General features: G+C 66.8%; 19 protein-coding genes. 6 read left to right on the top strand and 13 right to left on the bottom strand.

Annotated elements, in window-relative coordinates:
- Window position 1 precedes the first annotated feature (1 nt).
- From metK to C1720_RS07280, 5 genes are all read left to right on the top strand, one after another.
- Entirely contained in the window at window positions 2-1,183 is a 1,182-nt protein-coding gene (gene metK / locus C1720_RS07265) for a methionine adenosyltransferase (protein ID WP_102283745.1), read from the top strand.
- 24 nt (window positions 1,184-1,207) lie between these two features.
- On the top strand, window positions 1,208-2,047 hold the full coding sequence (locus C1720_RS07270) for a substrate-binding domain-containing protein (protein ID WP_102283746.1): 840 nt from the start codon (window positions 1,208-1,210) through the stop codon (window positions 2,045-2,047).
- Window positions 2,048-2,158: 111 nt separating this feature from the next.
- Entirely contained in the window at window positions 2,159-2,299 is a 141-nt protein-coding gene (locus C1720_RS13685) for a hypothetical protein (RefSeq protein WP_158241664.1), read from the top strand.
- A 149-nt stretch (window positions 2,300-2,448) separates the two neighbouring features.
- A complete protein-coding gene (gene argG, locus C1720_RS07275) occupies window positions 2,449-3,792 on the top strand; it encodes an argininosuccinate synthase (protein ID WP_102283747.1) in 1,344 nt (447 codons plus the stop codon).
- 441 nt (window positions 3,793-4,233) lie between these two features.
- Window positions 4,234-4,995, top strand: a complete 762-nt coding sequence (locus C1720_RS07280) for a TSUP family transporter (protein WP_102283748.1) — start codon at window positions 4,234-4,236, stop codon at window positions 4,993-4,995.
- 165 nt (window positions 4,996-5,160) lie between these two features.
- Here the strand turns inward: C1720_RS07280 and C1720_RS07285 are convergent, their stop codons facing one another.
- From C1720_RS07285 to tlpB, 10 genes are all read right to left on the bottom strand, one after another.
- On the bottom strand, window positions 5,161-6,105 hold the full coding sequence (locus tag C1720_RS07285) for a uracil-DNA glycosylase (protein ID WP_233199856.1): 945 nt from the start codon (window positions 6,103-6,105) through the stop codon (window positions 5,161-5,163).
- Window positions 6,106-6,126: 21 nt separating this feature from the next.
- The gene (gene rimI, locus C1720_RS07290) at window positions 6,127-6,582 is read right to left on the bottom strand and encodes a ribosomal protein S18-alanine N-acetyltransferase (RefSeq protein ID WP_233199858.1); all 456 of its coding nucleotides are present in this window, start codon (window positions 6,580-6,582) and stop codon (window positions 6,127-6,129) included.
- Entirely contained in the window at window positions 6,579-7,331 is a 753-nt protein-coding gene (tsaB, locus tag C1720_RS07295; protein WP_102283749.1) for a tRNA (adenosine(37)-N6)-threonylcarbamoyltransferase complex dimerization subunit type 1 TsaB, read from the bottom strand. The genes rimI and tsaB overlap by 4 nt, the downstream gene beginning before the upstream one ends.
- Window positions 7,332-7,352: 21 nt before the next feature.
- Complete coding sequence (locus C1720_RS07300) at window positions 7,353-7,784, bottom strand: nuclear transport factor 2 family protein (RefSeq protein WP_050714953.1); 432 nt, start codon at window positions 7,782-7,784, stop codon at window positions 7,353-7,355.
- A 162-nt stretch (window positions 7,785-7,946) separates the two neighbouring features.
- Window positions 7,947-8,750 carry an indole-3-glycerol phosphate synthase TrpC gene (gene trpC / locus C1720_RS07305; RefSeq protein WP_102283750.1) on the bottom strand — a complete coding sequence of 268 codons (804 nt, stop codon included), beginning with the start codon at window positions 8,748-8,750 and terminating at the stop codon, window positions 7,947-7,949.
- Window positions 8,747-9,052, bottom strand: a complete 306-nt coding sequence (locus C1720_RS07310) for a hypothetical protein (RefSeq protein WP_146006907.1) — start codon at window positions 9,050-9,052, stop codon at window positions 8,747-8,749. The genes trpC and C1720_RS07310 overlap by 4 nt, the downstream gene beginning before the upstream one ends.
- Window positions 9,053-9,113: 61 nt before the next feature.
- On the bottom strand, window positions 9,114-10,139 hold the full coding sequence (gene trpD / locus C1720_RS07315; protein ID WP_102283752.1) for an anthranilate phosphoribosyltransferase: 1,026 nt from the start codon (window positions 10,137-10,139) through the stop codon (window positions 9,114-9,116).
- 271 nt (window positions 10,140-10,410) lie between these two features.
- A complete protein-coding gene (locus C1720_RS07320) occupies window positions 10,411-11,337 on the bottom strand; it encodes an SGNH/GDSL hydrolase family protein (RefSeq protein WP_102283753.1) in 927 nt (308 codons plus the stop codon).
- 130 nt (window positions 11,338-11,467) lie between these two features.
- Window positions 11,468-12,847 (bottom strand): Na+/H+ antiporter family protein, encoded by a 1,380-nt coding sequence (locus C1720_RS07325; RefSeq protein ID WP_102283754.1) that lies wholly within the window; start codon window positions 12,845-12,847, stop codon window positions 11,468-11,470.
- 96 nt (window positions 12,848-12,943) lie between these two features.
- Entirely contained in the window at window positions 12,944-15,061 is a 2,118-nt protein-coding gene (gene tlpB, locus C1720_RS07330) for a transporter-like protein TlpB (protein ID WP_102283755.1), read from the bottom strand.
- Window positions 15,062-15,197: 136 nt separating this feature from the next.
- Between tlpB and rpe the strand changes: the two genes are divergently transcribed.
- Window positions 15,198-15,881: a ribulose-phosphate 3-epimerase gene (gene rpe / locus C1720_RS07335; protein WP_050716398.1), complete on the top strand. Its 684-nt coding sequence runs from the start codon at window positions 15,198-15,200 to the stop codon at window positions 15,879-15,881.
- Window positions 15,882-16,283: 402 nt separating this feature from the next.
- On the opposite strand, the gene C1720_RS07340 is transcribed toward rpe, so the two are convergent.
- The 3 genes from C1720_RS07340 to C1720_RS07350 all read right to left on the bottom strand — a co-directional run bounded on the left by C1720_RS07340 (window position 16,284) and on the right by C1720_RS07350 (window position 18,788).
- The gene (locus tag C1720_RS07340; protein WP_102283756.1) at window positions 16,284-16,706 is read right to left on the bottom strand and encodes a bactofilin family protein; all 423 of its coding nucleotides are present in this window, start codon (window positions 16,704-16,706) and stop codon (window positions 16,284-16,286) included.
- 87 nt (window positions 16,707-16,793) lie between these two features.
- Window positions 16,794-17,780, bottom strand: a complete 987-nt coding sequence (locus tag C1720_RS07345) for a M23 family metallopeptidase (protein WP_102283757.1) — start codon at window positions 17,778-17,780, stop codon at window positions 16,794-16,796.
- A 216-nt stretch (window positions 17,781-17,996) separates the two neighbouring features.
- Entirely contained in the window at window positions 17,997-18,788 is a 792-nt protein-coding gene (locus C1720_RS07350) for an HAD-IIB family hydrolase (RefSeq protein ID WP_050716397.1), read from the bottom strand.
- Window positions 18,789-18,850: the final 62 nt, after the last annotated feature.

Raw genomic sequence — 18,850 nt, forward strand, 5'->3', positions numbered from 1 at the left:
CATGGCGAACGACTTTCTCTTCACATCCGAATCCGTTTCCGAAGGCCACCCCGACAAGGTGGCCGACCAGATTTCCGACAGCATCCTGGACGCCATCCTCGCGCAAGACCCGCGCGCGCGCGTGGCCGCCGAAACGCTGACCAACACCGGCCTGGTGGTGCTGGCCGGCGAAATCAGCGCCAATGCCAACGTGGACTACATCCAGGTGGCGCGCGACACCATCAAGCGCATCGGCTACGACAACACCGACTACGGCATTGACTACAAAGGCTGCGCCGTCATGGTCTGCTACGACCGGCAAAGCAACGACATCGCCCAGGGCGTGGATCAGGCCAGCGACGACCACCTGAACACCGGCGCGGGCGATCAGGGCCTGATGTTCGGCTACGCCTGCGACGAAACGCCCACCCTCATGCCCGCGCCCATCCACTACGCCCACCGCCTGGTCGAACGCCAGGCCATGCTGCGCAAGGATGGCCGCCTGCCTTTTTTGCGCCCCGACGCCAAAAGCCAGGTCACGCTGCGCTACGTGGACGGCAAGCCCCACAGCATCGACACCGTGGTGCTCTCCACCCAGCACAGCCCTGACCAGAGCGAAAGCGCCACGAAGATGAAGGCCAGCTTCATCGAAGCCGTGATCGAGGAAATCATCAAGCCCGTGCTGCCCGCCGAGTGGCTCAAGGACACGCGCTTTCTCATCAACCCCACCGGGCGCTTCGTCGTCGGCGGCCCGCAAGGCGACTGCGGCCTGACGGGCCGCAAGATCATCGTGGACACCTACGGCGGCGCCTGCCCCCACGGCGGCGGCGCTTTCAGCGGCAAAGACCCCACCAAGGTGGACCGCAGCGCCGCCTACGCCGCCCGCTACGTGGCCAAGAACATCGTCGCCGCCGGGCTGGCGCGCCAGTGCCAAATCCAGGTGGCCTACGCCATCGGCGTGGCGCAGCCCATGAACATCACCGTCTACACCGAAGGCACCGGCAAGCTGCCTGACGAAAAACTGGCCCAGCTCGTGCGCGAACATTTCGATTTGCGCCCCAAGGGCATCATCGAAATGCTCAAGCTGCAACGCCCCATTTACGCCAAAACCGCCGCCTACGGCCACTTTGGCCGCAACGAGCCGGAATTCAGCTGGGAACAGACCGACAAGGCCGAAGCCCTGCGCGCCGCCGCCGGTCTGTAAGGCACGCCGCAGCGATCACGGGCCATGCAAGTGACACGAGCCGCCTGGCTATCCGCCTGCCTGCTGGCGCTGGCTGCCTGCCTGCCCGGCTGCACGCCCACGCGCGAGAGCGCGCCTTCAGCTGGGCAAGACACGGGGCAGGCCGCTTCCGGCGGCGCGCCCGCGCCTGGCGCAATCCGCCTCTGGGCCGACAGCGCCTTGCGCCCTGCCGTGCAGGCCATTGCCAGCCGCCACGAAGCGCGCACGGGCCAGCCCGTGGCGCTCACCTTCGGCCCTTCCGCCGCCTTGCGCCAGCGCATCAGCCAGGGACAGGAAGCCGACGTTTTCGTGGCCGCCGGCTCCACCCAGCCGCAGCAGCTGGCATCTGGCGGGCAATGGCAGCCGCCTGCCGTCATTGCCAAAGACAGCCTGTGCCTGATGACCGCGCCGCGCCTGACCGTGGCGCCTGCCACGGCGCTGGGCGCGCTGCTGCGCGCCGATGTGCGCGTGGGCGCCTATCAGCCCGGCGCCGAGCCGCTGGGCGATGCGTTCTGGCAATTGGTGGACCGCGCCGACCAGCTCCAGTCCGGCGCGCATGCCACGCTCACCGCCAAAGTTCATGTGCTCTCCGGCGGCCAGCCCCTGCGCGAAGAGCTGATGCAGGGCCGCATTGATGCCGCCGTGCAGGGCTGCATCGGCGCGGGCGCAGACGCCGCCTCCACCGCCCTGGGCATCACCCCGCTGCCCGCCGCGCTGGACACGGGCCTGCCCTACACCCTGACCTGGCGGCTCAAGGCTTCTGAAGCCGCCCGCCAACTGGCGCAGGCCATGCAGTCGCCCGAAGCGGCGCAGCAGTGGCGCGCCCTTGGCCTGCAAACGCCCTGAAAGGCTGTTCAAGGTTCATCCGCAGGCGCAAGCGGCTTGCGGTTTGCGCTTGGCCGTTCATCCCGATGCCCAAGCCTTTGCCCATCGCATCCAGATTGCAAGCAGGCTCTGATGACTGTCGCGCCCAATGGCCGCGCGCCCAGCCCGCGCCGGCCCCCAGCGCCGAAGGCCAAGCCCGTGCGCAGCCTGCCTGGAGCGCAAGAAGGCGGCCCGGGCAAGGCGGGCGGCATGATTTCGCTCCCCTATCCATAGCTAGATGTCCTAGTGGAAATTGCGCGAAACGGCATTTTGATGCCCCTTGATTCGCTCTTCTTTTTGACATTCACCGGTTGGCGAAAACAGGGCCTGGGGGCTGGTTCTAAGATACGTTTTTCATTTTTCACTCCCTAACTGTTTTCCACATGTCCACCATCTTGCAATCGCTTCCCGCTGGCCAGAAAGTCGGCATCGCCTTTTCCGGCGGCCTGGACACTTCCGCCGCCCTGCTGTGGATGCGCCAGAAAGGCGCCGTGCCCTGCGCCTACACGGCCAATCTGGGCCAGCCTGACGAAACGGATTACGAGGCCATTCCGCGCAAGGCCCTGCAATACGGCGCCAAGCTGGCGCGCCTGATTGACTGCCGCCGCCAGCTCGCGCACGAAGGCATCGCCGCCTTGCAATGCAGCGCCTTTCACATCAGCACGGCGGGCGTGACCTACTTCAACACCACGCCGCTGGGTCGCGCCGTCACGGGCACGATGCTGGTGAACGCCATGAAGGAAGACGATGTGAACATCTGGGGCGACGGCTCCACCTTCAAAGGCAACGACATCGAGCGCTTTTACCGCTACGGCCTGCTGGCCAACCCCGGCTTGCAAATCTACAAACCCTGGCTGGATCAGCGCTTCATCGACGAACTGGGCGGGCGCAAGGAAATGTCCGAGTTCCTGCGCGCATCAGGCTTTGACTACAAGATGAGCGCCGAAAAAGCCTACAGCACCGACAGCAACATGCTCGGCGCCACGCACGAGGCCAAAGACCTGGAAGAACTCTCCAGCGGCATCCGCATCGTCGAGCCGATCATGGGCGTGGCCTTCTGGCGCGCGGACGTGGACATCCGGCCCGAAGAAGTGCGCGTGCGCTTTGAAGAAGGCCAGCCCGTGGCGCTCAATGGCCAGACCTTTGACGACCCCGTGGCGCTCATGCTCCGCGCCAACGAAATCGGCGGCCGCCACGGGCTGGGCATGAGCGACCAGATTGAAAACCGCATCATCGAAGCCAAAAGCCGGGGCATTTACGAAGCGCCGGGCATGGCGCTGCTGCACGCGGCCTACGAGCGGCTGGTCACGGGCATTCACAACGAAGACACCATCGAGCAATACCGCATCAACGGCCTGAAGCTGGGCCGCCTGCTCTACCAGGGCCGCTGGTTTGACCCGCAGGCCATCATGCTGCGCGAGATGTCGCAGCGCTGGGTGGCGCGCGCCATCACGGGCGAAGTCACGCTGGAGCTGCGGCGCGGCAACGACTACAGCATCCTCAACACTGAAAGCCCCAACCTCACCTACGCGCCAGAGCGCCTGTCGATGGAAAAGGTGGAAAACGCCCCCTTCACGCCCGCCGACCGCATTGGGCAGCTGACCATGCGCAACCTCGACATCACCGACACGCGCGGCAAGCTCGGCGTGTATGCCCGCGCCGGACTGCTGCAACTGGGCCAAGACTCGGTGCTGCCGCAGCTTGGCCACACGCGCCAGCCGCAGTAAGCGCCTGCCCAGCGTCTGGCCGAAGGGGAAACAGGCGGATCAGGAGGGCGGATCGGGCCGGACTGCAAGGCGCAAGACGGCCCGAAGCCGCAGGCAGATGGCCAGCAGGCTCTGCCGGCTCCCGGGGCGTGACAGCAATACGGGCCGCCGCGCAATCGGGCAAATCCCAATAGGCAAGCGGCTTTTCCGCGCGTACAGTTCCCTCCATCGCAGCGCCGCAGGGCCTGGCCAGGCGAGCTGCCGCGAGGGGACCGAAGGAGACAAACCGCCAAGGCCAGCCTCCGCAAGAGGCACAAAAACACAAACAGGCCGCGCCAGTTGCATGAAGCGACCCGCACGCCGGGTTTTTACGGGCATCGCAAGATGCCCGTTTTTCTTGGCCTCTTCTTCTCATCCGCCCCGGGCGCAAGCCTCGCGATTCACCACTCACGGACAGGCCGCATGCTCGATCTGCTCATCGTCTCTTGCGCCTCGCTGCTGGCGGGGCTGATTGACGCCATCGTCGGCGGCGGCGGCCTGGTGCTGGTGCCCACGCTGTTTGCCGCCTACCCCGCCATGCCTCCGGCCACCTTGCTGGGCACCAACAAAAGCGCCTCGGTATGGGGCACGTTCATCGCCGCCGTGCAATACAGCCGCCAGGCGCCCATGCGCTGGCCCGTGCTGCTGCCGGCCGCCGCCGCTGCGCTGCTGGGTTCGCTGGGCGGCGCGTGGACGGTCACGCAAGTCGAACCAGACTTTTTGCGCCGCCTGCTGCCCCTCATCCTGATCGCCGTGCTGGCCTACACGCTGGCCCGCAAAGACCTGGGCCGCATCCACGCGCCGCGCTACGCCCTGCGCGGCGAGCAGCTGGCCGCCTCGCTCATCGGGCTGGGCATTGGCTGGTACGACGGCTTTTTCGGCCCCGGCACGGGCAGCTTCTTCATCTTTCTGTTCGTGCGGCTGCTGGGCTACGATTTTCTCAACGCCTCGGCGGCCGCCAAACTGCTGAACGTGGCCACCAATGTGGCCGCCATCGCCCTGTTCGCCGCCAAGGGGCATGTGTGGTGGCAGGCGGGCCTGGTCATGGCCGCTGCCAATGTGGCCGGCAGCCTGATCGGCACGCGGCTGGCGCTCAGGCACGGCGCGGGCTTTGTGCGCGGCGCGTTCATTCTGGTGGTCAGCGCGCTGATTCTGAAAACGGGCTACGACGCCTTCTTCAAGTAAAGGCGCATAAGCGCCTGATGCCGCATCTTGCGCTCCCTGCCAGCAGGCCGCAAGCGTCAGAAGCAGGATCAATTCGCTCCTGTATCAATAGCATGAGGTCCTAGTGTAACGGGCGCTGAAGCCGCTTTTGATGGCCCTGGATTTGCTCCTTTTTCTGGTGTGCATTCAGGGCTGCGTTTGCTCCCGCATCACTTGCAGGGCCAGGCACAAGTCCTGCCAGGCGCGGGCCTTGTCGGGCGGGTTGCGCAGCAGGTAGGACGGGTGGTAGGTGACGATGACGGGCACGCCCGCGTACTGGTGCGCGCGCCCGCGCAGGCGGCCAATCGGCTCGCTGGTTTGCAGCAGCGACTGCACGGCAAAGCGCCCCATCGCCAGAATGACTTGCGGCTGCACCAGCGCCACCTGGCGGCGCAGGTAAGGCTCGCAGCGGGCCACTTCGTCCGGCTGCGGGTTGCGGTTGCCGGGGGGGCGGCACTTGAGCACGTTGGCGATGTACACGCCCTCGGCAGGCGGGCCGCCGGCCTGGCCTTCCTGGCCCGCCTGGCCCGCGCGTTTTTCCAGCGCGTCGATGGCGTCGTCCGCGTGGCGCGACAGGCCCATGGCCGCCAGCATGGCATCGAGCAGCTTGCCCGCCGGGCCGACGAAAGGCTGGCCCTGCCGGTCTTCCTGCTCGCCGGGGGCTTCGCCAACCACCATCCAGCGGGCCTGGCGCGCGCCCGCGCCAAACACGGTCTGGCGGCGGGTTTCGCACAAGCCGCAAGCCTGGCACTGGGCGACGGCGGTTTGCAGCGCGGGCCAGTCCATGTCCGCGACGGCCTGGGCGCTGGCGGCGGACGCTTCGGGCCGGGCGGGCGCTTTGGGTGTTTCGGGCGTTCCGGGCGTTCTGGCCGGAGCCTTTGGCCCCGCAGGCGCCGCTTCTGCCCGCGCGGCAGCTGGCGGCGGCAAAACAGGCGCGGCGGCCCGCGCTTCAGGCGCTGCCGCATCGGGCTGGCACGGCTCTTTTTCTTTGGCGGGGCGGGCCTTGGCGCGGGGCAGCCAGTGGGTGCGGATGCCCATTTCGGCCAGCATGGCGCGCTGGCGCTCGCTCAGGGTGTCCCTCAAGGTGTCCATTTCGGCGGCTTTGGGGCGGGGTCAGAGATCCAGGCGCATGACGATGGCGTCTTCGCGCTGATTGTTGGCGCCCGGGTAGTAGCCGCGCCGCAGGCCCGCTTGCGTGAAGCCGCAGCGGCGGTATGCGCGCAAGGCGCGCTCGTTGCTGGCGCGCGCTTCCAGCCAGACGCACGCCGCGCCCTGCCCGCGCGCCCAGAGCGCAAGCGCCCGCAGCAGCACGCCGGCCAGGCCCTGGCCCTGGCTTTCGGGCGCCACGGCCAGGTTGAGCAAGTGCGCTTCCTGCACGCCGGGCATGGCCACAAGGTAGCCCAGCAGCCGCTCTCCGGCCATCAGGCCCAGCAGGCAGTTGCCTGCGGCCAGCGCGCTGGCAAAGTGCCCGCGCGTCCACGGATGGGCCTGCGCGGCTTGCTCAATGGCCAGCACGGCGTCCAGATGCGACGCCGTCAGGGCCTCCAGATGCGGCGCGGGGGCTGTCACGCGCAGCCCTCCGCCCGGCCTTGCTCCGCCCGCTTCTGCTTCGCTGCTTCCGCCGCGCGGGCGGCCAGCCGCTCGGCGGTGGTTTGCGCCACTTTGTCGCGGATGTACAGGGGCAGCGCCTGCTCGGCGGACAGGCCCTGCCCGGCGGCCAGCATGGGCGCGGCCAGCGCGAGCAAGGCCGTGGCAGCGGGCTGGGCAGGCAGGCGGGGCAGGCTGTCCAGCGCGGGCGGCAGGCGGCTGCCGCAGGCGCTGGCGGCGTTGCCCGCCAAGGCCCAGCCAGCGGCGGACTCGCCAGCGGGCAGGGCCAGCTCCTCGGGCGCGCACACGCGCGCGGCGTCCAGGGCGCGCCAGGCATCTGCCTGCCAGATGAAAGGGGCGGCATAAACCTCGCCCATGCGGGCGTCCAGCCAGGCGAGCGCGCGCGTGAGGCCGTGGCGCTGGCGGGCGTTTTCGGCCACGGCCAGCAGGGTGTCGATGGGCAGCACGGGCACGCCCGCGCCCCAGGCCAGCCCCTGGGCCACGGCGCAGGCGGTGCGCAGGCCGGTGAAAGCGCCGGGGCCGCGCCCGAAGGCGATGGCGTGCAGGCCGGCCACGGCCAGCTGCGCCTGCTCCAGCAGCGCCAGCGCCTGCTCAATGAGCGTGGCGGAGGCTTGCGCGCCGCCGGCCGCCTCGTGCGCGAACACCTGCGGGCCGCGCTGCACGGCGATGGAGAGCGTTTCGGTGCTGGTGTCAAAGGCCAGAAGATTCATGGCGCGGGCGCGTCTTGGGTTTCAGTGTTCAGACGGAGCCTGGGCCTGCTTGCGCAGCGCCGAGGCAATGAGCGTTTGCGTGCCAAACCAGCCCCAGTAGATGCGGTGGCGCTGGATGAGGCGGCCTTGCAGCTCCATGAATTCGAGAATGTCGATTTGCTCGCCCTGCGGCGTGGCGCGGGGGTATTCCCACACGAGCAGGCCGCCTGCGCTCAGAAAACGCCCGTCGCGGTGCCAGCGCACGAGTTCGTTGGGGCGGCGGCGCGTGCCTTCTTCGAGGAATTCACGGATTTGCGCGTGCCCGCGCAGCACGCCGCTGGCGCGGTTCAGGATGACGGGCACAAGGGGCGACTCCAGCTCGGCGTCTTCGGCGTAGAGCGCCAGCAGCGCGGGCACGTCGCGGCTGCGGGCGGCTTCGTGCCAGCGGGCGTAGATGAATTCGGCATCGGTCATGGATGGACTCCTTCTGGCGGCTGAAAAGCGCGGCGCTCTGGCGCATGCCGGGGCGGGAAGGCAGGCGCCATTTTTGCTCCTTGTTCCATAGCAATACCTCCTGGACGAATAAGCGCAGATGCCATTTCCAGGCCCCTGAATTCCGCTCCTCTTTTTTGCTCTTCAGCCGCCAAACAGCTCGGCCAGCGCGCGGCCTGGCTCGCTGGCGCGCATGAAGGTTTCGCCCACGAGGAAGGCGTGCACGCCTGCCTGGCGCAGGCGCTGCACGTCAGCGCGGGTGGCGATGCCGCTTTCGGCCACGGGCAGGCGGCCGGCGGGCAGGGCGGGCAGCAGATCGAGCGTGGTTTGCAGCGTGGTGGCGAAGGTGCGCAAGTTGCGGTTGTTGATGCCGATGAGCGGGGTTTTCAGGCGCAGCGCGCGCTCCAGCTCGGCGGCGTCGTGCACTTCGGCCAGCACGGCCATGTCCAGGCTGTGGGCCAGGGCTTCCAGCTCGGCCATTTGCGCGTCTTGCAGGCAGGCGGCGATGAGCAAGATGGCGTCGGCGCCCATTGCGCGGGCTTCGTAAACCTGCCAGGGGTCGATGATGAAGTCTTTGCGCAGCACGGGCAGGCCGCAGCTGGCGCGCGCCTGCTTGAGGTAGTCGGGGCAGCCCTGGAAGAACTGCCGGTCGGTGAGCACGGAAAGGCAGGCGGCGCGGGTGACGCCGTCGCCCTGGGCATAGCTTTGGGCGATGTCGGCGGGCGCGAAGTCGGCGCGGATGACGCCCTTGCTGGGGCTGGCTTTCTTGACTTCGGCGATGACGGCGGCCTGCCCGGCGGCCACTTTGGCGCGCAAGGCGGCGGTGAAGTCGCGCGTGAGCACGCGGCTTTCGGCGTCGGCGCGCATGGCGGGCAGGGGAATTTTTTTCTGGCCGGCGGCGATTTCCTCGCGCTTGACGGCGATGATTTTTTGCAGGATGTCGTTCATGGCTGGCGGGCGGTTTCAGCGGCGCTTTGTGCGGCGGCGGGCGCGCCGCCTGGTGTGCTGTTGGGCGTGTCGTTCTGTGCGCTGTTTGGCGCGTTGTTTGGCGCGTTTCCGGGCGCGCCGCCTGCCGCGCTTTCTATCTTGCTGCCCGTCTCGCCGCTTTCTTCATGAATGCCGCGCCGCAGGTTGCGGATGGTTTTGATGAGCATGAAGTAGGTCATCAAAGCGGCGATGACGATGACGATGGCGAGGGTGCCGAAGATTTTGAACAGCTCCGCCGTGGTGGGCATGTCGTGGTGGAACATGGGGCGCGCTCCTTTTCTTGCGTGTGGGCTGCCGGGGTGGCCTTGCGTGTTTCGTGCGGCTTCAGGCAGTGCGGCTGAAGGCTTGCACCTGCTCCAGCTTGGCTTGCGCCGCGCCGCTGGCAATGGCGGCGCGCGCCTGCTGCACGCCTTCGGCCAGGCTGGCGGCCACGCCGGCGGCGTAGAGCGCGCCGCCCGCGTTCAGGGCCACGATGTCTTGCGCCTGGCCCGGCTGGCCCGCGAGCACGGCGCGCACGATGGCGACCGATTCGGCGGGCGTGGCCACGCGGATGCCTTGCGGCGGCTGGGTGTCGAGGCCGAAGTCTTCGGGGCGGATTTCGTATTCGCGGATTTGGCCGTTTTGCAGCTCGGCCACGAGGGTGGGCGCGCCCAGGCTGATTTCGTCCATGCCGTCCAGCCCGTGCACCACGAGGGCGTGCCGCGCGCCCAGGGCTTGCAGCACGCGCGCCTGGATGCCGACCAGATCGGGGTGGAACACGCCCATGAGGATGTTGGGCGCGTCAGCCGGGTTGGTCAGGGGGCCGAGCAGGTTGAACAGGGTTTTCACGCCCATTTCCTTGCGGATGGCGGCCACGTTTTTCATGGCCGGGTGGTGGTTGGGCGCGAACATGAAGCCCACGCCGGTTTCGGCCACGCATTGGGCGATTTGCTGCGGCGTGAGGTTCAGCTGGATGCCCAGCGCCTCCACGGCATCGGCGCTGCCCGACTGGCTGGAGACGCTGCGCCCGCCGTGCTTGGCCACGCGCGCGCCGGCGGCGGCGGCCACGAACATGGCGCAGGTGCTGATGTTGAAGGTGCGCGCGCCGTCGCCGCCGGTGCCTACCACATCGACCAAATGCGTTTTGTCGGCAATGGGCACGGGCGTGGCGAATTCGCGCATGACTTGCGCGGCGGCGGTGATTTCGCCCACGGTTTCCTTTTTCACGCGCAGCGCGGCGGTGATGGCCGCCACCATCAGCGGCGAAATCTCGCCGCGCATGATCAGCCGCATCAGGTGCAGCATTTCGTCCTGAAAGATTTCGCGGTGCTCAATGGCGCGCAGCAGCGCCTCTTGCGGGGTGATGGGCATGTTTCAGGTCTTTCGGGGAGAACTCGGGAATTCAGGGATTCGGCAAACTCAAGAAGGCGGAGACGGGCAGGCCAATGAAAAAGGCCGCCTGTCGCCCCTTCGCGTCAGGCGGCCCTGCGCCTTGCCTGAAGGCTGGATTGCTTCATTAAAAGGAGCAAATTCAGGGCATCAAAAAGGCGCTTTGCGCAGTTTCCACCAGGAGCACACGCTATTGATACAATAGCGAAAAACGCTGCTTTGCCTGGGGCGCCGCCCGCCAGCGCTCAGGCGCTCACCAGTGGTCGCGCAGGCTCGAATAGGCGTTGTTGCCGTAGCTGCTGCTGCCGTACAGGCGGTTGGCCAGGGGGGTGAAATACAGCTTGTCGGCAAACAGGTACTGCTCCACCTTGGCGCCGCTGACCAGCGTGTTGTTGGTGCAGGTGGTGGCATCGGGCGTGGTGCACACGGGGTCTTTCGCGTTGGCGAAAAGCGGATCCTTCGTTTCGTTCGCAATCAGGTTGTAGAACAGGCCGGGGTTGATGGCCAGGACGGTGCGGCCCCATTTCGTGTCCGCCAGCGACAGCAGCATGGCGTCGTTGAAAGCCACGGACAGATCGCGGATGGCGTTGGCCTTGGCTTCGCCCTGCGCGCGCGCCCAGGGCGACAGGCCCAGGTTGTACACGCCTGAAACCACCACGTGCTTGGCCCCCGCCTCGGACAGGCGCTTGGCCAGATCGCCCAGCGCCGTGCCGGCGGCCTTGACCGTGGCCGTGGTCGTGGCGGAAATGCCGGTTTCGTTCACGGCGGTCACGATGTCGGTGTGGCCGCCGGAGAGGATGATCACGTCGCTGTCTTCAAACTTGTTGTTCAGCCTGGCCAGCAGCGCGTCCACCTGCGCGGACAAGCTGGGCGCGCCGCCGCCCGTGGGATCGGCGGCGGTGATGCGGGCATTGCCGCGCGCATAGCTCAGGCCGCCCGTGGAGCTGTCAGCCAGGGTCAGGCCGAAATGGGAGGCCAGCTGCTGCGTCCACAGCATGGAGCCGTCGTTGATGGTGTAGCGCTTGCCGTCGTGGCCCAGATCAATCATGCCGTCGCCCACGGCCATGAAACGCGTGGGCGTGAGCTGCTGCACGGTGGAGCCGGAGCCGCAAGCGGCCAGCAGGCTGGCCGCCGCCGCCAGCGCCACGGCGGCGGCGCGGGAGAACCAGGAAGTCTTCATGTGTCAGGTCTTTCCAGAAAAAAGGGGGAAAAGAAGAAAAGGGCGGGAAAAAAAATCGCGCCCGAGTTTAGAACCCCGGCAGGCAGCGGCCCGCGCGACCCCCTTGCGCCGCCTGGCCGCAGGCGGGCGCTTACAGCACCAGCGCCGCAACCCAGCCCGCCAGCAGCAGCGGAATGTTGTAGTGAATGAAGGTGGGAATGACGCTGTCTTTGACGTGGTTGTGCTGGCCGTCGGCATTGAAGCCCATTGTCGGGCCGAGGGTGGAGTCCGACGCAGGCGAGCCGGCATCGCCCAGCGCCCCGGCCGTGCCGATGATGGCCACCGTGGCCAGCGGAGAAAACCCCATGTGCACGCAAATCGGCACGTAAATGGCGGCAATGATCGGCAGCGTGGAAAACGAGCTGCCAATGCCCATCGTCACCAGCAGCCCCACCAGCAGCATGGCCAGCGAAACCAGCGACTTGCTGTTGCCGAAAAAAGCCACGCTGTCACGCACCAGCGGCTCGATGCCGCCCGTGGCATTCATCACGGCGGCAAAACCATTGGCGGCAATCATGATGAAAGCGACCATGCTCATCATGCGAATGCCGCTATTGAAAACCGTATCGGCCTGCTGCCAGTGAATCACGCGCGAAACCATGAAAATGGCAAAACCCAGCAGGCCCGCAAGAATCAGTGAACCGGTGTATTTCTGCGCCAGAAAGGCAATGCTCACGGCAATCACCGCGACAATAATATTTTCCCGCTTGACCGCCACCTGCTCCGCCGCCCCTTCAACCGGCAAATCCTGATAATGGCGCGGCTTGCGGTAGCTGAAGAAAATGGCCGCCGCCAGCCCCGCCAGCATGCCCAGCGCGGGAATGAACATGGCGTGGTAGATATTGACGCCGGATACATCCATGCCGAATTTGCTGATATTGCCGAGCAGGATTTTGTTCAGGAAAATGTCGCCAAAACCATAAGGCACGAACATGTAGGTGCAAACCAGCCCGAAGGTGATCACGCAGGCGAGCATGCGGCGGTCCAGCTGAAGGCGGTTCATCACCACCAGCAGCGGCGGCACCACCAGCGGAATGAAGGCGATGTGGATGGGAATGAGGTTTTGGCTCATGATGCTCATCAGCAAAAGCGCCGCAATCAGCAGCCATTTCACATAATGGCCGCTGCCTTGCGTGGCGCGCCTGACAATGACATTGGCCATGGCCTGCGACAGCCCCGAATAGGAAATGGCCACGGCAAAAGCGCCCAATACCGCGTAAGACAGCGCCGTGGTGGTGCCCGCCGTAATGCCTTCTTCAAAAACCTTGACCAGATACTTCAATTTCAGCACCACGCCCGGTTCAGTCACGCCCGCCACGGCATCGGGCGGCAAGGCGGCCAAAATGGTGGCGGCCGGAATATCCGCCATCAGCCCGCCCGCAAAGGCGCTGATGATCAGGCTGAAAACCACATGCACGCGCGCCAGCGACAGCGCCAGCATCAGGCACACGGCAAAAACGACTGGATTCATTCCAAAACTCCAAATGAAAATACAAAAAGATAACCGGCCATTGATACGGAACCCATCTGCTGAACGCAAATCCGCGCGCCGCGCAAATCACGGCTTTCAGTCTTGCCGCGCTGGCGGCTCTTTGGGAGAAGCCGGGTTGTCCGGGGCCGCGTTTTCACCGTCAGCGGCGGCGGCTGTTTCCATTTCGGCTACCAGGCGCGCGTCGGACTTGCGCGGCAGGATGAAGCCCAGAGGGTGGCGCCACATGCGCCGCCAGACGGCGCGGTAGATGCGGTGCCGCTCCACGTTGGAGATGTTGTGCGCCGTCAGCGCCAGGCGAAAGGCGAAATGAAAGCTGAACGCCACGTTCATCAGCCCTGTGAGCAGCGCTCCGGCCACGGCCCACCAGAAAGCGCTCTCGTGCAGCACGGCAGGGCCGAGCCGATGCGCGGCGGCAGCCATCTGGCCCGCCACGAGGGTGACGTGCCTCACTTCAAAGTGGATGCCGAAGAACTGGAGCACGGGCGGCGCCAGCCCCAGCATCAGCCCCAGCGAGATATTGGCGGCATAGCCGGAGATGTGTTCGCGCCAGTAGCAGCCCCAGCGCCGCGCGCGTTCTTTGCCCAGCCAGCGCGTGCTGCGCGGGTTGTAGGCAATGGCCGAATCGAGCTTGTGAAAGACAAACCAGTTTTCCACCCACCCGGCCACCACGCTGGAGGCAAACAGCAGCACGCCCGTGATGGCGGCAAAAAGCGGCGTGGGGCCAAACAGGTGATGGTCGGCGATGACGTGGCGCGCGTGTCCGGCCGTCATCATGCGGGTATCGCCCAGGGCCGCGAATGCCAGGCCCAGCAGCCAGGCCAGCGGGATCACCAGGACGAGATTGCCGGCGATGGCGGCGAATTGCGAGCGCAGCAAAAACATCACCTCGGTCACGAAGCCGTCTATGGCGCCCGGCGCGTTCAGGCTGCGCAGCTTGGCGGCCAGGGCCGGCGCGGTCATTGCGGGCTGCTTGGTGGCAATCGTCCAGTGCAGCAGCATCACCAGCACGAAAGCCAGCGAGTAGTTGATGCCCGCCGCCAGACCGCCCCAGAAGGCCGACAGCCCCAGCGTGTACAGAAACAGCTTGCCCCAGGTGGCCAGCGCCATCACCGCGCCGCCGCCCGCTGCGGCGCGCAGCATCTGGCGGTACTCCTTGCCGTTGCGCGTGATGTAGTGCTCGCCGCCTTCGGCATTGCGCTCGGTCACCTTGGCGGCCAGCAGCTGCGTGTTGCTGCGAATGAGCGCGCGCACGCTGAGCGTGTCGCGGCTGACGCGCACCAGATGCGAGAGCATTTGCGCCGCCGCCAGCACCGGCTCGGCCGTTTCCAGGCACAGCAGCAGGCCCTTGACGCGCAAGATGCGCTGGCGCATTTGCTGAATCTGGAACTCGATGTTCACCGAGATGCCGTGCTCCTGCAAATGCGCGTACACCGTGTTGGCGCTGGCGCGGCAGGCATCCAGATGCTCGCGAAACGCTGCAATGGCCTGCTGCGCGCCGGGCGACAAGCGCCCCTGCGTCTGCACGGCCGTGCGCAGGGCCTCGAACATCGCGGGCAAATCATGAAAGCGCCGCGCCTGGCGCGCCTCCATCGACATGCGGCTGCGAATGCCGGGCGACAGGCCAATGGCGCTGATCTGGCTGACGGCGTAGGTGAGCGCGTCCAGCAGCGCGCGCTCGGCGTAGTCGTATTGCGCGGCGCTGCCGGGGCCAGGCGGCTCCTCGTCAAACAGCAGCTCGCCCATGCGGCGGGCCGTTTCCTTGTCCAGCGCGCGCAGCCAGCGCGCGTCCAGCTCGCCCGGAAACAGCAGGTAAATCAGATCGGCCTGGTCGGTCGAATCGGGCGTGACCGGCAGCAGCTTCTTGCGCAGGCGGCGCGCCAGCTCGCTCAAGAAAGCCGCGCGCGGCGCAAAGCCCAAATCCGCCAGCAGCGGCGTCTCATCCGTGGTGGTGATGAACACCGCCCACCAGCGCCGCCAGCGCTGCCGCCAGTGCGGGCGCACCGCCACCGCGTCCAGCAGCGAACGCAGGCGCGTGAGCACGGCCTGCACCTCGTCTTCGCTGGGGTTTTGCCAATCGGCGCTGCCGCGCACCCAGTCCAGCAGGCCAATCAGCCACAAATGCCGCTCCACGCGCGGCGCGTTGGCATCCAGCGCTTCCAGATGCCGCACCAGTTCAAGCTGCGAACGGGCCATTCATCCACCCGCCAATTCATTTTTTGCCATGGGCAACGATGGTAGCGGCGCGACAATGCGCCCCTTTCACTGGCCCTTTCAGCCACGGTTTCACCCGCAGCCTCATCCGCCGCTGCCGCAACCCGCCCTGCTTCGCATGACCGCGCCCCGCCACTTCATCGCCCCTTCCATCCTCTCCGCCGACTTCGCCCGCCTGGGCGAAGAAGTGCGCAACGTGCTGGCCGCCGGCGCCGACTGGATTCACTTCGACGTCATGGACAACCACTACGTGCCCAACCTCACCTTCGGCCCCATGATCTGCGAAGCCCTGCGCCCCCACGCCCGCCTGCCAGACGGCCAAAGCGCCCCCATCGACGTGCACCTGATGGTGCAGCCCGTGGACGCGCTGGCCGCCGCCTTTGCCCGGGCGGGCGCGGCCACCATCAGCTTCCACCCCGAAGCCAGCGCCCACCCGCACCGCAGCGTGCAGGCCATCCGCGCCGCAGGCTGCCGCCCCGGCCTGGCCTTCAACCCCGCCACCCCGCTGGACGTGCTCGACTGGCTGATTGACGACATCGACCTCATCCTCATCATGAGCGTCAATCCCGGCTTTGGCGGCCAGAGCTTCATCGACAGCGCCCTGCGCAAAACCGAACAGGCGCGCCGCCGCATCGAGCAATCAGGCCGCGACATCCGCCTGCAAGTCGATGGCGGCATCAAGCCCGCCAACATCCGCCGCGTGGCCGACGCCGGGGCCGACACCTTCGTGGCCGGCAGCGCCATCTTCGGCCAGAGCGACTACGCCCAAACCATCGCCGCCATGCGCCAGGCGCTGGCCTGAAAACCGGCTCAAAGCCTGCCCATGAGTGCAAAAAGCGCGGCTCCGGGCGGCCTGCGCCTTGCAGCCTTGTTTCGCTCTTTTATTTAGAGCATGAGGTCCTAGTGGAATTTGCGCGAGACGGCATTTCTGGCGGCCTGAATTTGCTCCTGTTTTGATATGGCCTGGCAGGCTCCTTCCTGTCGCGCGGGCACGCCAGAGCGGGCCGCCGGAGCCGGAGCTGAAACCTTTGGGGCTGAAACGCGGCAAAGCGCCTGGGCTGCGCTTTTTGCACTCACGGGCAGGCTTCGAGCCGGTTCTTATTCCTTGCGCCCGTCTTGCGCGAGAGGCCCCTGCGGGCAGTTTGGCAGGCAGCGGGCATGAAAAAGCGCCCCGGAGGGCGCTGGCGAAGAATGCGGCGGCCGCTCACGCCTTGGCCGTGGCGCTCTCGCTGCCAGGCAGCAGGGGCGTGGAGGCGGCGTTGGGAACGCGCATGGTGACGCTGCCCTGATAGCGCGCGCCCGGATCCACTTGCAGGGTTTCGGCTTCGATGTTGCCCTGAATTTGCGCGGTGGACTGCAAATGCAGGCGGCCTGCGTGAACGTTGCCTTCGAGCCGGCCCAGCACCAGCAGATCGGAGGCATAGACATCGCCTTTGACCAGCCCCGTCTCGCCAATGACGGCGCTGCCCTCGCAGCGCAGCGTGCCGTGGATGCGGCCATCGAGCTTGATGGAGTTTTGCGTCGTGAGATCGCCTTCGAGCGTGCACTGCTCGGCAATCACGGTGTCAATCTGCTTGCTGGCGCTGAAGGGCGCGGGGGTGTTTTTGTCTTTGCCGGAACCGAACATGATGCTGCTGCCTTGCTTGGGAGAAAAAAGGAAAGGGCGGGAAAAACAGACTGGGATGAGCGGCTGGAAAAAGGCGGGGCCGCCGCTTCAGGGCACGGCCTCGGAGGCGGGCTTTTCAAGCTGCTTTCTGACGGGCGCGTTGAGCGAGAGGAACTGCTCCGGGTCAATGCGCTGGCCCTTGCTCTGCACCTCGTAATGCAGGTGCGGGCCGGTGGAGCGGCCCGTGGAACCCAGCTGGCCGATGACGCTGCCCGCTTCCACGTGCTGCCCGGCTTTCACGCTGATTTTGGAAAGGTGGGCATAAACCGTGCTGTAGCCGTGCGCATGGTCCACCATCACGACATTGCCGTAGCCGGACTGCACGCCCGCGAAGTGGACCTTGCCTTTGGCCGTGACGCGGATGGGCTGGCCCGTGCTGCCCTTCAGGTCCAGCCCGCCGTGGAATTCGCTGCCTTTTCCCGTGAAAGGGTTGGAGCGGTTGCCAAAACGAGAGCTGATGGGGCCGTTGTGCGGCATGCCCAGCGGCACGGATTGCAGCACTTGCAGCAAGTCGCCCGCGTCTTCCACCGCCGCCTGGCGGCCAGGGGCCTGGCGCACTTCGCGGCTTGAAACGGGGCCGCCCGCCGCCTTGTTGGGCTTGCCCCTGGGCGGCTCGACGGAGACGGGCTTGACGTTCACGCCGCGCGCTTTCAGGTATTCGCGCAGTTCGGCCAGCATGTGCTCGGACTTTTTCAGCTCGGCCAGCTTGGCGTCCACCTCGGCGGCCTTGGCGGCCATTTCGGCGGACTGGGTGTCCCGCGCCTGCTCCAGCTGCTGGCGCAGCGCCTCGATTTCGCGGGCGCGCTCTTCCAGCAACTGCTGATGTTCAACCTGCGCCTGCTGATGGCGCTCGCTTTGCGCCTGCCGCTGGCCCCAGTAGCCCCAGCCGATGGCGGCCAGCGCGCCCAGCAAGGCCACGATGACGGCGCCCAGCCCCATCAGCAGCGGACGCATGGACAACAGCAGGCGCGTATTGACTTCCACCGAGCGCGTCTGCTCGGGGGTGACGATGAGAACCGTGGAGCGATGAGTCATGGCCTGTAACGTTCAACAATGGATTGCCCGCCTTCATGGCAATCCGCAATCAATTCCTGGTCGCAAGCGGCCAAGTGTACCTTGTGTGACAAATGGTTTTACTGCACATAAAACCGTGTCAGCGCACATGAAAAGAGCCGGGCAGCCCGCTCTTGCGCGTGCATCTGGGCGCATCTTGCATGCGCATGGAGCCTGCCCGCCGCCTCCGGGGCATGGTCAGCCGCGCCCTTGCAGCACTGCCTGCGCCGCCTGCGCGAAGCCCGCGCCGCGCTCGCCCTGCGCCACGTAGCGCGGCAAGTGCTCCATGTGCGGCGCAAAGCGCGCCACGTTGGCCACGCCCACGCTGTTGGGAAAGTGCTGGAACATGCGCTGGTCGTTCGTGGAATCGCCCACGTACACCCAGTGCGCCATTTCGTCTGCCAGGCGGCGGCCCAGCAGCAGCTGCACGATCCAGTGCGCCCCGGCCAGCTTGTCATGCCCGCCAATCCAGCCATTGATGTGAATGCTGCTGACCGTGGCCGTCAGCCCCTCGGCCCGCATCAGCGCGGCGGCCTGCTCAATGGCGGCGGGCGGCAGATGCGTGAACTCGCCGTGGTCAATGGCAATGTCCGTCTCGCGCCCCGCGCTGTCTTGCGCCAGCCGCGCCAGCGGCACTTCGCGCAGCACGCGCGCGGCCACCGCTTGCAGGCGCGCGTAATTGGCCTGGCGGCGCGCGGCATCCGGCTCGAAATACCACTTGCGCAGTGCGCCGCCCTGCCGCGCCAGCGCCACCGCGCCGTTTTCCGCCACGATGGCGCTCAGCGGCCACGTGCGAGCGAACGGCTCGCTCCAGCCCGCCGGGCGGCCCGTGATGGCAATGACCGGCAGCCCCGCCGCGCGCAGCGCCTCAAGCGCAGCCAGCGCATCGGGCGTGATGGCGCCATCGGTCGTCAGCGTGTCGTCAATATCGGTCAGCACGCCCCGCACGTGGCGCCACGCGCCGGGGGGCAGCTGGTTCAGGGCAATCATCATGGGCAAGGGCCAGGCGGCAAAAGGCGCGCAGCATATCGCCAGCGTGTAAATGGGCGCAG

Source organism: Ottowia massiliensis (genome assembly GCF_900240305.1).
Lineage (GTDB): Bacteria > Pseudomonadota > Gammaproteobacteria > Burkholderiales > Burkholderiaceae_C > Ottowia > Ottowia massiliensis.

Coding starts and splice junctions, on each gene's coding strand:
- metK (WP_102283745.1), top strand. CDS start 2: ATGGCGAACGACTTTCTCTTCACATCCGAATCCGTTTCCGAAGGCCAC.
- C1720_RS07270 (WP_102283746.1), top strand. CDS start 1,208: ATGCAAGTGACACGAGCCGCCTGGCTATCCGCCTGCCTGCTGGCGCTG.
- C1720_RS13685 (WP_158241664.1), top strand. CDS start 2,159: ATGACTGTCGCGCCCAATGGCCGCGCGCCCAGCCCGCGCCGGCCCCCA.
- argG (WP_102283747.1), top strand. CDS start 2,449: ATGTCCACCATCTTGCAATCGCTTCCCGCTGGCCAGAAAGTCGGCATC.
- C1720_RS07280 (WP_102283748.1), top strand. CDS start 4,234: ATGCTCGATCTGCTCATCGTCTCTTGCGCCTCGCTGCTGGCGGGGCTG.
- C1720_RS07285 (WP_233199856.1), bottom strand. CDS start 6,105: ATGGACACCTTGAGGGACACCCTGAGCGAGCGCCAGCGCGCCATGCTG.
- tsaB (WP_102283749.1), bottom strand. CDS start 7,331: ATGAATCTTCTGGCCTTTGACACCAGCACCGAAACGCTCTCCATCGCC.
- C1720_RS07300 (WP_050714953.1), bottom strand. CDS start 7,784: ATGACCGATGCCGAATTCATCTACGCCCGCTGGCACGAAGCCGCCCGC.
- trpC (WP_102283750.1), bottom strand. CDS start 8,750: ATGAACGACATCCTGCAAAAAATCATCGCCGTCAAGCGCGAGGAAATC.
- C1720_RS07310 (WP_146006907.1), bottom strand. CDS start 9,052: ATGTTCCACCACGACATGCCCACCACGGCGGAGCTGTTCAAAATCTTC.
- trpD (WP_102283752.1), bottom strand. CDS start 10,139: ATGCCCATCACCCCGCAAGAGGCGCTGCTGCGCGCCATTGAGCACCGC.
- C1720_RS07320 (WP_102283753.1), bottom strand. CDS start 11,337: ATGAAGACTTCCTGGTTCTCCCGCGCCGCCGCCGTGGCGCTGGCGGCG.
- C1720_RS07325 (WP_102283754.1), bottom strand. CDS start 12,847: ATGAATCCAGTCGTTTTTGCCGTGTGCCTGATGCTGGCGCTGTCGCTG.
- tlpB (WP_102283755.1), bottom strand. CDS start 15,061: ATGGCCCGTTCGCAGCTTGAACTGGTGCGGCATCTGGAAGCGCTGGAT.
- rpe (WP_050716398.1), top strand. CDS start 15,198: ATGACCGCGCCCCGCCACTTCATCGCCCCTTCCATCCTCTCCGCCGAC.
- C1720_RS07340 (WP_102283756.1), bottom strand. CDS start 16,706: ATGTTCGGTTCCGGCAAAGACAAAAACACCCCCGCGCCCTTCAGCGCC.
- C1720_RS07345 (WP_102283757.1), bottom strand. CDS start 17,780: ATGACTCATCGCTCCACGGTTCTCATCGTCACCCCCGAGCAGACGCGC.
- C1720_RS07350 (WP_050716397.1), bottom strand. CDS start 18,788: ATGATTGCCCTGAACCAGCTGCCCCCCGGCGCGTGGCGCCACGTGCGG.